We start from the raw sequence: 12,800 nt of genomic DNA on the forward strand, positions 1-12,800 counted from the left end.
TTATGATGAAAAATTTTGTTTGCCATACCAAAGACCTGAAAAACCATCAAAGCTATGGATTTCAGATCCCTTTAGCAGAAGACAATGAGCTCGATATTGTCGTGCTTCGTCAGGGTAAGCTGATCCGCGCCTATCTTAATCACTGTCCACATCTGGGCATCCCCTTGAACTGGCAGCCTGACAAATTTCTATCGCTGGAAGAAACACATATTCAATGCTCAACACACGGCGCGTTGTTTACGCTTGAAGAAGGTTATTGTATTTCCGGTCCCTGTCGTGGGCAGAGTCTGACAGCCCTGCAAACCGAAATTGATGAACAGGGCGATCTTTACCTGGTCTCAGAGCAATAAAATCCGTATTGCCTCACGTAACTGTCCCAGCAGGTCCTGTTTACCCTTTAGATTTAACTGTCTGCAGACAATCGCAATTGGCTGTTGCTGTAATACAAAAATTAAGCAGATAGATTGCAGTAACGAAGGTAGCGATAAAAACCGCTGCTGTGCTACACAGTTCAACACAAATTTTCTGATGGCTATCTGGCAGGCATCATAATGTCGTTTTTGAAAGGCAAACGCAGTGATTTCCTCTTCATCAGCAGCTGTTATTGGCAACTCCGCTTCCGGTAACAGCTGCGTCAATAATGGAATTAAACCGGCTTCCAGATGAGATAACTGGCTATTGAGCAAATCCGGCCACTGTTGAATCAGTCGTTGCTGGGTTTGCTCAACCAGCTGCTGGCCAGCCGAACTGATGGGTTTTGCCAGAATGACCGCATGACGACCACTGATGTGATCACTATGAGCGCCCACTCGCATTAATCGATAATCACTGTTTTGCCAGAAGCACACCAGTGCTTTGCTGGCAGCAAAACTACAACCTAATATATCGGTGTTTTCGGGTAAATGAGAAACCAAAGCATTTACTAAATACTGTCCGATGCCACGATTTTGCAGAGCGGGATGTACAGCAATCCTCACGATTCTCTGATAATGATATTCACCGGCAATACTGATGCCTGAATGGGCTAACAATGTCTGCGGTAACAGATGACCATTTAACCGCCGTTCACCAGCAAATACGGCGGCGGCCAATCGCGGATTAATCGGGCCTTCAGCTACTAACCAGACACTGGCAACCAGTTGCTGCTGATTAAATACCCCCAGTAACCACATATCATCACGATCCAGCAACATTTGCAGATCAGATGGCCGAGTGCGGTAATGCGCCGTCACCATCAGCCCGAAGCATTGTCTTAATAACGCTTCGTCCTTTAATAGTTCTGCTGCAGTCAGTTTTTTAACCTGAAGCTTTTCGATACCCAGATCCACAATCAATTGTTCAGCGACCGGTTCGGCATCCAGCAGACACAGTTCAAAGCTGAATTGCTCCAACACATCCCCTAAATTCCAACGTACAGGTTGGGTTAACTCAACCTGCCGCCAATCTGGTGTTTGCTGATCAAGCACTTGCTGGAACTGCAGTTTAAAACCACGACCACTGCCCTCATAACCATGCAATGTCGTCGCAAAAATAATCCTGGGATAGCGCTGCAACATCAGCTTGAGCATGGGCAAGGTTAAGGCAGCAGCTTCATCGACCAGCAATACATCAGCTTCCAGCTCATTCTCCAGCAGGGCATCCGGTGCCACAAACTGAATCTCGCAGCCATCACTGAATAACTGTCCATGACCAAGTTGGGCGTTTTTTAATTCGCTGGCAGCATGTTTAAACAAGGTTTCGACACTGGCATAGCTGGGCGCTGTGACCAAAATCTTTTGTTTTCCCTGTCGAATCAATTCCGCTGCCGCGATTCCCAGCAAAGCTGTTTTGCCACGGCCTCTATCAGAATTAATCAATAAGGGTCGGCGCCGATGACCGAAGGCTGTTTTGTGGATAAGACTTAGTGCATTTTGCTGATCAGGCGTCAGTTGAAACGCTTTATCCGGGGTTTGTTCCGGACGAAAATCACCTGGCAGTATGTTGCCTGGCAACCATTGATGAAATTCAGCAAAGTCAACCTGGTAATGTGCCATAACCTGCTCAAACCGTTGATACCAATTGGAATACGGGCTTTTTTCAGGCAGCAGCATCAGCAACATACCACCTGCGCGGATTGTGCCAATAATGGCTGCAAAGCTATCAGCATTAAATTCCAGAGTGGCGTCAAAAACCACTACATCAAATTCTTGCCCGAGAAATTGGCGTGCCTGTTTTTGAATTTTTTTATCTGCTGAAGCTTGCGAAGCGTCGGTGAGCCAAATATGAGAATCAGGCTGCCAGAATGCCAACAAAGCTTCTGCTGTTTGGTAACCAAGCTCAATTTCTTCTTTGATCAGCAAACATCGCCTGGACGGCATATTCAACTTCATCGACGCTGGACAGAATTAATAATGCGGTGGCGGCGGTTCATTCGCCTGCTGAACCAACTGATCTGCCTGAAGTGCTTCCACCTGACCCAGCAATTTTTCCATTCGACGTTCCAGCCGATCTATCTGCTGTTGCTGATCGGTGACCACCTGATTCAGTTGTTCAACCACACCATCCTGAAACGCCATGCGGGTTTGTAAATCTACGATATCTTCATGCATAGCTAAACCTCCCCTTTCTTATAGTTAATTGGTTTAAACACATTTTTAAGAATGGGCTATTTTGCTCTGTCATCAATCATCGCCATCATAGGATAATGCCGGAGCCAACCAACGTTCAGCATAATCAAGCGTCCAGTTTTTGCGTTTTGCATAATCCTTAACCTGATCTTCACTGATTTTCCCCAGACCAAAATAACGTGATTCAGGATGCGCAAAATAGAAACCACTAACTGCCGCTGTTGGCAACATCGCAAAACTTTCGGTTAAGGTCATGCCAATGTGTGTTTCTACATCAAGCAAATCCCATAACAGACCTTTTTCGGTATGGTCAGGACAGGCAGGATACCCCGGTGCCGGGCGAATACCCTGATATTTTTCGTCTATCAAATCTTCATTGGCTAATTGTTCATCTTGTTTATAGCCCCAGAACTCTTTGCGTACCCTTTCGTGCATACGCTCAGCTAAGGCTTCTGCCAGCCGATCAGCCAGCGATTTAACCATGATACTGTGATAATCATCATGGTCCGCTTCAAAACGTTCAATATGTTCATCAATGCCAATTCCAGCAGTCACAGCAAAGGCACCAAGAAAGTCCTTCACACCACTGTCTTTGGGCGCCAGAAAATCTGCTAATGCTGCATTAGGTCGGCCTGGGGGTTTCTCGGCTTGTTGACGCAGGGAGTGCAATTTCATTAAAACCTGCTGACGACTGTCATCGGTGTAAATTTCAATATCATCATCTTCGATACTGTTGGCTGGAAACAGACCAATCACGGCGCGTGCTTTAAGCCATTTTTCATCGACAATCTGTTTGAGCATTTTTTTCGCATCTTCAAATAGATGCGTAGCATGCTCACCGACAATTTCATCGGTCAAAATACGGGGATATTTACCCGCTAACTCCCACGATTGGAAAAATGGTGTCCAGTCAATACAATCTACCAACTCCTGCAAGGGGTAATCATCAAATAACTGAATGCCCGGTTGAGCTGGTTTGACAGGCTGATAAGCCGACCAGTCAATTTTGGTTTTATTCGCACGTGCCTGTTTCAGTGTCAGCAAACGTCGGGTGGATTTACGGCCTTTATGCTGATCCCGTTTGGTTTGATAATCGGTTTTGATTTTGCCGACAAAATCTTCACGGGTGATTTTACTGACCAGATTCTGTGCCACGCCAACTGCGCGTGATGCATCTTTTACGTAAATCACCGGGCCATGATAATTCGGATCAATTTTGACTGCGGTATGAATCAGCGAAGTCGTTGCACCGCCAATCATTAACGGAATTTCAAAGCCCAGACGCTCCATTTCCTTGGCCATGTGTGCCATTTCTTCCAGAGAAGGCGTAATCAATCCAGACAAGCCGATAATATCGACATTGTGCTCACGTGCGGCATCCAAAATCTTCTGTGCCGGTACCATCACGCCCAGATCAATGATTTCAAAGTTATTACATTGCAATACCACGCCGACAATATTCTTGCCGATGTCGTGAACATCGCCTTTCACCGTCGCCATCAGGATCTTACCGTTACTGCTACTGACCGTGCTATCGTCTTTTTCCAGTTCGATGAACGGCATCAGATAGGCAACGGCTTTTTTCATTACCCGGGCGGACTTGACCACCTGCGGTAAAAACATTTTGCCTTCACCGAATAAATCGCCGACCACATTCATGCCGTCCATTAACGGCCCTTCGATGACCTCGAGTGGTTTGGCATATTCATGGCGGGCCAGCTCGGTATCTTCTTCGACAAAATCTGCAATACCTTTGACCAAAGCATATTCCAGCCGTTTGACCACCGGCAGACTACGCCATTCCAAATCTTCTTTTTTCTCAACGCTGCCATCGCCTTTATACTTATCGGCGATTTCCAGCAAACGGTCGGTGGCATCTTTACGGCGGTTTAAGATAACGTCTTCAACCCGCTCACGTAATTCTTCGGGTAAATCGTCATAAATCGCCAGCTGGCCGGCATTGACGATACCCATATCCATACCGGCTTTGATGGTGTGATACAGAAACACCGCATGGATGGCTTCACGCACCGGATTGTTACCCCGGAACGAAAACGACACATTGGATACGCCGCCACTGATCATCGCATGTGGCAGGCTTTGCTTGATATCACGGGTGGCTTCAATAAAATCGACGGCATAATTATTATGCTCATCAATGCCGGTGGCTACGGCAAAAATATTCGGATCAAAAATGATATCTTCGGCCGGAAAATGCACTTTTTCGGTGAGGATCTCATAACTGCGGGTACAGATTTCGCGTTTACGTTCACGGGTGTCAGCCTGACCATCTTCATCAAATGCCATGACGATAACGGCTGCTCCATAACACCGTACCAGTTTGGCCTGTTCAATAAATTTGGCTTCGCCCTCTTTCAAACTTATTGAGTTAACAATGCCTTTGCCCTGAATACATTTGAGGCCAGCTTCAATGATTTCCCATTTGGAGGAGTCAATCATAATCGGCACACGACTGATATCAGGCTCTGCAGCAACCAGATTGAGGAAAGTCACCATCGCATCCTGCGAGTCGAGCATGCCTTCATCCATATTGATATCGATGATTTGCGCGCCATTTTCGACCTGCTGTCTGGCGACCTCTAAAGCTGTATCGTAATCACCTTCCTTGATCAGTTTGGCGAAGCGGATTGAACCGGTCACATTGGTGCGCTCACCGATATTCACAAACAGACTTTCCGGTGTGATGGTAAGAGGTTCCAGACCACTGAGACGGCAATAATGTTTGTTTTCAACACGCTGGCGTGGTTTAACACCTTCGACAGCTTCGGCAATGGCTTTGATATGTGCCGGTGTGGTGCCACAGCAACCACCGATAATATTCAGGAAACCGGCTTCAGCCCATTCTTTTATATGAATCGCCATCGCTTCAGGTGATTCATCATATTCACCAAATTCATTGGGCAAGCCGGCATTAGGGTGAGCACTGACATAACTGGTGGAAATATTCGACAGTTCTTCAACATACTGACGTAATTGTTCAGCACCTAATGCACAGTTCAAGCCGATCGATATTGGTTGCACATGTGACAGTGAATTCCAGAACGCTTCGGCAGTCTGTCCGGAAAGCGTGCGGCCACTGGCATCAGTAATGGTGCCGGAAATCATCACTGGCAAATGCACATCATGCTGTTCAAAATACTGCTCGATGGCAAATACAGCAGCCTTGGCATTCAAGGTATCAAATACCGTTTCAACCAACAGCAGATCACTGCCACCATCGACCAGACCACGAATCGCTTCCAGATAGGCTTCGACTAATTGGTCAAAACTAACATTGCGAAAACCGGGATTATTTACATCAGGAGAAATACTGGCAGTACGATTGGTAGGACCTAATACGCCGGTGACAAAACGAGGTTTGTCCGGATTGCTGGCAGTAAATTCATCGGCGATTTCACGGGCCAGTTGTGCCGAAACTTTGTTCAGCTCATACACCAGATCTTCCATCTGGTAGTCGGCCATCGCAATCGACGTGCCATTAAAGGTATTGGTTTCGACAATATCAGCACCGGCTTCAAAATAGGCCCGATGAATATCCCGAATAATCTGCGGCTGAGTCAGCGACAGTAAATCGTTGTTACCTTTCACATCACAGGGATGATTGGCAAAACGTTCACCGCGAAAATCTGTTTCACTCAATTTATAACTTTGCAGCATGGTGCCCATGCCACCATCAAGGATCAGGATCTTTTGTTCGAGCAGACTGCGGATTTGATGAGAAGCTGTGGTCAAAACGGTTTTCCTGTCAGGCAGTAAGGGTTTGTTTATCTTTCATCGCCACCACTGCTGAGATGAAAAATAAACAGACCCTAGGTTTGAAAAAACGTCTAATTATAACAGATCATCCTGGACCTTCTGCCATGTTCAGTTTTTCTATTGAACATGGCAGAAAAGTAATAAAAATGACTCTACAGCGATCAGAATAATGAACCTAAGGATTTATTACTTACTCATCATTTTATGTAAGCTATCCAATAGCTGAGAAGGAACTGGGAAAACAATAGTCGAGCTCTTGTCACCGGCAATCTCGGTCAAAGTCTGCAGATAACGCAGTTGGATTGCCGTGGGCTGACGGGCAAGCTGTTCGGCCGCTTCTACCAATTTTCCTGAAGCCTGAAACTCACCATCAGCATGAATCACTTTGGCCCGTCGTTCGCGTTCAGCCTCAGCTTGTTTAGCGATTGCCCGAATCATGCTTTCATCAATATCCACATGTTTTATTTCAACATTGGATACCTTAATTCCCCACTGGTCGCTCTGTCGATCCAGAATATCCTGGATATCATCATTGAGGCGATCCCGCTCCGCCAGCAATTCATCCAGTTCATGTTGCCCCAGAACTGAACGTAAGGTTGTTTGGGCCAGCTGACCAGTGGCATCCATATAGTTTTCTACATTGATAATGGCTTTTTGGGGATCGACTACTCGGAAGTACAATACGGCATTCACATTAACTGAAACATTATCCCGGGTTATCAGATCCTGAGATGGCACATCCAGCACCAGCGTCCGTAAATCCACCCGGACTATCTGCTGAATAAACGGAATAACAACAATCAATCCAGGCCCTTTGACCTTATAAAACCGACCCAGTAAAAAAATTACGCCGCGCTCATATTCCCTCAGAACCCTGAAGGTACTGATCACCAACGCGACGATCATTAACAAAATGACAATAATAAATGTTTGCATGTTTATCGCTCCTTAATGACTTCCACATGTAAAACAAGTCCATCTCGTGCAACTATCCGCAGAATCTGTCCTTTGGATACAGGTTCTGAACTGAAAGCCTGCCATTGCTCGCCCATTGCATGCACTTTTCCATGACCGGTAAAATCTTCACGTGCTTCTGCCTGTTCACCAATAATAGCCTCCGCTCCACTGACGACCATCGTTTGACGGGCACGTAAAGCAGCGCCGATAACAAAGACAAAAATACCAAATGAGGTCGCTGCCAATGCGGCAATCAATGGCATGGAGATCTGATAGGCCGGTAGTTCACTATCCATCAACATCACAGAGCCAAGCACAAACGCTACCATGCCGCCTATTCCCAGTATTCCGAAAGAAGGACTGAATGCTTCGCCCATCATCAATCCGATACCTACAATCAATAACGCCAGACCTGCATAATTAATGGGCAACATGTGCATTGCAAATGCGGCCAATAGCAAACAAATCACTCCGATAACACCGGAAATGCCCATACCGGGGTTGTAAAACTCTAGGATCAAACCATAGATACCAATCATGAGTAAAATGTAGGCAATATTTGGATTGGTGATCAGACTTAATAACTCATAACGCCAGCCCGCTTCGATCTCGGTCAGTTCGATATTGTTCAATTGCAACGTTAAGCTGCCACTTTCAAGACTGACCTGCTGGCCATTCAAACTTTGCAGAAGCTGATGCAGATCTTCCGCCACAATATCTATCACCCCTTTTTCAAGGGCTTCACTGGCACTCAGATTGGCAGCTTCACGAACGGTTTCCTCTGCCCATTCAACATTACGACCACGCAGTTCTGCCAATCCACGGAGGTAGGCAACAGCATCATTGACCATTTTTTTATCCATGGTGCTCTGCGAATCATCCTTATCTTTTTCAAAATCTGGATTGAAGCCGCCCGGTTGCATTTTGACCGGTGTGGAAGACCCCACATTGGTAGCGGGTGCCATAGCCGCAATATGACTGGCATAAAGAATATAAGTACCAGCGCTGGCAGCACGTGAACCTGAAGGTGAAACATAGGTAGTCACTGGGATTTCAGCAGACAGAATGGCTTTAATCATGTCACGCATGGAAGGGTCCAACCCGCCCGGCGTATCAAGCTGCAATACCAGCAAATGAATATTTGCTTTTTCGGCTTTCGCCAGCGTGCTGATAAAAAAATCGGCTGAAGCAGGCGTGATAGCTCCCTCAATCTTCAGCGTCCATACATCATCTGCAGCCTGAGCCTGGATTTGCCCAAACAGCAGACAACTTAACAGCAGCATTGCTGTGGCAAAATAACGGGCAGTCATGGCACTTTGCATCGTTTTTCCCGGTGAATTTTGATAAGCTCATGGTGAAGTAAATTTATTATCAATGTCAAGCTAAGTCATTATTAAATCAACGTTTTTTCGATACAAACAACGCGGTTTCAAATCACGAATTAAGATGAATTTTCTGAATTGATATCGGTCCAGGATTTAATCCTGGCCTTATGAAAGGAGCATCTATGTCTGATACCCAATCTTCTGCCTCTCCTCTCCCTTGTGCTCCGGGTTTTGACAGCACTCTGGCTTTGCAACAGAAAGGTTATGACTTTATCCGTAATCGTAGTCAGCAAATGGACACTGATATGTTTGAAACCCGCCTACTGCTGAAACCCACCATATGCATGGTAGGCCGTGAAGCCTCGGAAATTTTTTACGATGAAACAAAATTCAAATGAAGTGGTGCGGCTCCTTCGCGTCTGAAAAAAACGCTGTTTGGGCAGCAGGGTGTTCAGGGGCTGGATGGTGAAGCGCATCGGCATCGCAAGGCTATGTTTATGGCCTTGATGACAAAACTATCACTGGATGAACTGGTGCAAATTACTCATGCTTATTGGCTGACCGCAATAAATGACTGGCAATTACGTGATTCACCGATTGTGCTGAAACAAGCGGCGGCTGAAGTACTCACCCAGTCAATATGCCAGTGGACTGGCGTACCGTTGGAACCTAACGAAGTCAAACATCGTACCCAACAGTTTATCCATATGATTGAAAGCGCCAGCAAAATAGGTTTTCGTCATTGGCAGGGTCGCCAAGCCAGACGGTTAATGGAAAGGTGGTGTCGTAAACTGATTCATCAAACCCGCACAAAGCAGTTACGGGTCGAGCCGGACAAATCACTTTATAAAATTGCCATGCATCAGCAACTGGATGACAATCTTCTCTCGGAACAAGTAGCCGCCGTCGAGTTACTCAATATTCTGCGTCCAACGGTAGCGATTACTTATTACATCGTGCTGACAGCTCTGGCTTTGCATCACTACCCTCATGAAGCCAAAAGGCTGGATAGCGATGAAGCAAGGCATCGGTTTGTTCAGGAAGTCAGACGGTTTTATCCATTTTTCCCAGCGACTGTCGCCGAGGTAAGGAAAACATTTGAATGGCAGGGCTATACCTTTCCACAAGGCAGCAGAGTGATGCTCGATCTGTATGGAACAAATCATGATGAACGGTTATGGCAGAACCCCGAACAATTCTGGCCTGATCGTTTTCTGTATAATGATACGGATAAATTCAGCCTGATCCCTCAGGGTGGAGGCGATTATTGGCAACATCATCGCTGCGCTGGAGAATGGCTGACGCTGGCAATGATGGAGCTGGCATTAAAAGTGCTGACTCAGGAAATGCAATATGAAGTGCCGGGCCAGAATCTGTTTTTACCACATAACAGAATGCCTACCCTGCCAGAAAGCGGATTTATTATCTGTAAAGTGGCCCCTTATTCTGTAGCCACTCGAGTCGAATCAACAATTATGGGGAGGAAAGTACATTCCTCCCCATAAGGAGTTAAGCGTGGGATAGCTGATATATCCAGTGAGAAATTGTTTCAAGCTGTCTGCTGTCTTCTTCAAGTGCTTGATTAAATTCAGCTGCCAAATCTTGCAACCCCATGTTGGTGAACAGTTCATGCAAGGTGTGCCACTCGGCATTGTCATTGGTTGCAAAGATCAAAACCGCCTCTAGGCAACTCAAAACACTACTATTTTTTTTGGTGAAGACTTTCGGGGTCTGCAAACTTGAAATTAAACTGGAATCAGCATCTGGTATCCATTCATCCGGATCGAATCCCAATGTTTCAATGGCTGTCTTGAGCAGAAAGCTGTGTTCAACTTCTTCATCACGGAATTGCCGTAACTGGTCAATCGAAACAACTGTTTTTTTGCCGTTCCGTGCCGCCAGACATTTAAAAATCAGCGCCTCATAAAGTCTGACACTGGCGCGTTCAAATGCCATACGTTGCCCTAATTTATGTAATAGCAATTCGGTATTATGCTGATGAACTTTTTTAATATCGCCAACCGTTCCATCAGGAACTGATTTGCTCAGCGTTTCAAAATCCATTTCATCCATCGTAAATTCAGGATGAAGCATGATTTTCGCGCTGGTCTTTTCAGACGTATTGGAAGGAGTCGGAAGTTCAACATCCCGGGCAGTTTTTGAAAACCGGTGAGATTGAGTCTCAGCAGGATTGTTATCTAATTTTCTAGCATGTGGCATGGCAGTGTCCTTTTATCTGTTTAACCTTGGTAGAAGTTCCGTCTATTGAAGCATTGTCATAAAAAATTCATTGTTACACCTCGGTTCAGCCTAAGGCCTCGTCGGATCCGGGTAAGTGGGTTCAGGATAGGTTGTACCTGGATACGAAGGCGACGTGGTTGATGGTGATAAGCTGTCCGAAGCGTCCCGATCAGTCGTTTGTGGCGTTTGTGGATTAACCCGGGTCGGGGGTGAGGGTGGTTCTGGTGTCATGATCGTTCGTGACGGTGGCGTAACTGGCAAAGGTTGGGTTGTCGGTGGAATAATGGGCGTAGCAGATCGGTTTTGTTTTATTTCGCTGTCTATCCGACTATCTATTGGTTGGCCCACCTGATTGTTTTGTTGCTGATTAATGGTGGAACGATGGTCTTGAGGCTGGTTTAAATCTTCGGCTATTGCCGTTGTTGCGGCGAATAGCATTGATACCGTTACTGAAAGAAATAATTTATTAGGCATTTCTTTATCCTTATTAAAAATAGCTATTAGAAAGACAGCACGATATAAATCTTTGTTTCAATTCCTCCGTGAAATTTGCTTGTTTTAATCATTTAAATTTTCGACCGCCGATTCAATCCAAACTCGATGGTGGCGAACCTCTCCCAACGCCTGTTTCAGCTTGAGTTGAATATAGCCGGGAAATATTTCATCATTGGCATTCTGATAAAGTTTGTTTGTCAGGTTCTCGTTCAGCAACATTGCCTGCAAGATGGCTTTGTCCCCACCGATGCCAGCCATCACCACCGGCCCTTTGATAAGAAGCTGTTTATAATACCCCCCATCTGGAGGTGTGCCTCCCTCTTGAATAATGGCATCACATAACTCTAATAGATGACGTTCATGTTCCCCTAAAAACTCGGTGAGTTTCGCCCGGTAATCCAGATTCTCCAGCCGTTCAATCGCCGCTTCATAGGTTTCAATCGCATTGAACTCCAAAGCAACCAGATCACTAAGCTTGGTAATTACCGCTGTAGAACCCAATACATCACTTTCATCAATTACATTCATCATATGCTCATCATTCATTAAGGAACTGTTAATTTTTTACCTATCCGATAAATTTGTTTGCCGTCATTTCAGGTAGCCATTTTCCGGCATTCATTTGCACAGGCCTCGCAGGCTTGTGCACATTACTGGCAATGCTCATGGTCATGTTTATTACATTCTTCAGCGCAGGCTTCACATAGATCAGCACATAATTGACATATTGCTTTGGAAAACTCACTGTCACGCACCATGGCACTTACTGCCAGACGACAGATTGCTGCACAGTCCAGATCCAGCCGGACACAACGTGACATCTCAGCAACATTTTCTTCCTGCAGGCAGGCGACCGAACATGTATTGCAAGCATCAGCACAACGCTTGCACGCTTCAATGCAATCTCTGAACTTAGCATTTAGCATAGCTATTCCTATTGCTTTGTGAACTAAGCTGCGTGTCTTTCTTCGGTGACACCTTTTAACACTTCGCCGACCAGCTCCGGTTTCAGGTGTTGAGCCAAATCACCGATACTCACCACCCCCAATAACTGTTTATCGCTATTAATCACCGGCATCCGCCGTACTTGCTCATCACACATATGTCTTGCGACTTCTTCAACACTTTGTGAATTTTCACAACACAAAACCTGCTTACTCAAAATATCGCCCACTGTAGTGGTTTGCATATCCTTGCCTTTACTGACAGCTCTTAAAACAATATCTCTGTCAGTCAAAGTGCCGTTCAGCTCTTTTTCTGATCCAACCACCAGAAATCCGATATTTTCTCGTTCCATTTTGGCAGCAGCTTCTTTTAAGGTTGTATCAGCACTTATCATTTCAATTTCCGGATTCATTATTTCGCTGATATTCATAATTTTCTCCTGAAATATGTTTCT

General features: G+C 45.6%; 13 protein-coding genes. 3 read left to right on the forward strand and 10 right to left on the reverse strand.

Annotation, left to right across the window (positions count from 1 at the left end):
- The first annotated feature begins 2 nt into the window (after positions 1-2).
- Positions 3-350, forward strand: coding sequence for a Rieske (2Fe-2S) protein (locus Q7A_RS13260; protein ID WP_014708123.1), 348 nt, complete (start codon positions 3-5; stop codon positions 348-350).
- On the opposite strand, the gene Q7A_RS13265 is transcribed toward Q7A_RS13260, so the two are convergent.
- The 5 genes from Q7A_RS13265 to Q7A_RS13285 form a co-directional block, all read right to left on the reverse strand.
- Positions 339-2,339: a tRNA(Met) cytidine acetyltransferase TmcA gene (locus Q7A_RS13265; RefSeq protein ID WP_014708124.1), complete on the reverse strand. Its 2,001-nt coding sequence runs from the start codon at positions 2,337-2,339 to the stop codon at positions 339-341. The genes Q7A_RS13260 and Q7A_RS13265 overlap by 12 nt on opposite strands.
- Positions 2,340-2,384: 45 nt before the next feature.
- The gene (locus Q7A_RS13270) at positions 2,385-2,588 is read right to left on the reverse strand and encodes a SlyX family protein (RefSeq protein WP_014708125.1); all 204 of its coding nucleotides are present in this window, start codon (positions 2,586-2,588) and stop codon (positions 2,385-2,387) included.
- A 72-nt stretch (positions 2,589-2,660) separates the two neighbouring features.
- A complete protein-coding gene (gene metH / locus Q7A_RS13275) occupies positions 2,661-6,359 on the reverse strand; it encodes a methionine synthase (RefSeq protein ID WP_014708126.1) in 3,699 nt (1,232 codons plus the stop codon).
- 210 nt (positions 6,360-6,569) lie between these two features.
- Positions 6,570-7,319, reverse strand: a complete 750-nt coding sequence (locus tag Q7A_RS13280) for a slipin family protein (protein WP_014708127.1) — start codon at positions 7,317-7,319, stop codon at positions 6,570-6,572.
- A gap of 2 nt (positions 7,320-7,321) precedes the next feature.
- On the reverse strand, positions 7,322-8,662 hold the full coding sequence (locus tag Q7A_RS13285; RefSeq protein WP_014708128.1) for an NfeD family protein: 1,341 nt from the start codon (positions 8,660-8,662) through the stop codon (positions 7,322-7,324).
- A gap of 185 nt (positions 8,663-8,847) precedes the next feature.
- On the opposite strand from Q7A_RS13285, the gene Q7A_RS15400 reads away from it, so the two are divergent.
- On the forward strand, positions 8,848-9,063 hold the full coding sequence (locus Q7A_RS15400; RefSeq protein WP_202971536.1) for a hypothetical protein: 216 nt from the start codon (positions 8,848-8,850) through the stop codon (positions 9,061-9,063).
- Between the two features lie 99 nt (positions 9,064-9,162).
- On the forward strand, positions 9,163-10,170 hold the full coding sequence (locus Q7A_RS13290; RefSeq protein WP_014708130.1) for a cytochrome P450: 1,008 nt from the start codon (positions 9,163-9,165) through the stop codon (positions 10,168-10,170).
- Positions 10,171-10,174: 4 nt separating this feature from the next.
- On the opposite strand, the gene Q7A_RS13295 is transcribed toward Q7A_RS13290, so the two are convergent.
- From Q7A_RS13295 to Q7A_RS13315, 5 genes are all read right to left on the reverse strand, one after another.
- A complete protein-coding gene (locus Q7A_RS13295; RefSeq protein ID WP_048481002.1) occupies positions 10,175-10,885 on the reverse strand; it encodes a hypothetical protein in 711 nt (236 codons plus the stop codon).
- Between the two features lie 90 nt (positions 10,886-10,975).
- Positions 10,976-11,380, reverse strand: coding sequence for a hypothetical protein (locus Q7A_RS13300; RefSeq protein ID WP_041354720.1), 405 nt, complete (start codon positions 11,378-11,380; stop codon positions 10,976-10,978).
- Between the two features lie 84 nt (positions 11,381-11,464).
- A complete protein-coding gene (locus tag Q7A_RS13305; RefSeq protein WP_169712033.1) occupies positions 11,465-11,932 on the reverse strand; it encodes a DUF2383 domain-containing protein in 468 nt (155 codons plus the stop codon).
- Between the two features lie 119 nt (positions 11,933-12,051).
- Complete coding sequence (locus Q7A_RS13310) at positions 12,052-12,327, reverse strand: four-helix bundle copper-binding protein (RefSeq protein WP_014708134.1); 276 nt, start codon at positions 12,325-12,327, stop codon at positions 12,052-12,054.
- Positions 12,328-12,350: 23 nt separating this feature from the next.
- Complete coding sequence (locus Q7A_RS13315; protein WP_014708135.1) at positions 12,351-12,776, reverse strand: CBS domain-containing protein; 426 nt, start codon at positions 12,774-12,776, stop codon at positions 12,351-12,353.
- Between the last annotated feature and the right edge of the window lie 24 nt (positions 12,777-12,800).

This window comes from Methylophaga nitratireducenticrescens, from assembly GCF_000260985.4.
Classification (GTDB): Bacteria; Pseudomonadota; Gammaproteobacteria; order Nitrosococcales; family Methylophagaceae; genus Methylophaga; species Methylophaga nitratireducenticrescens.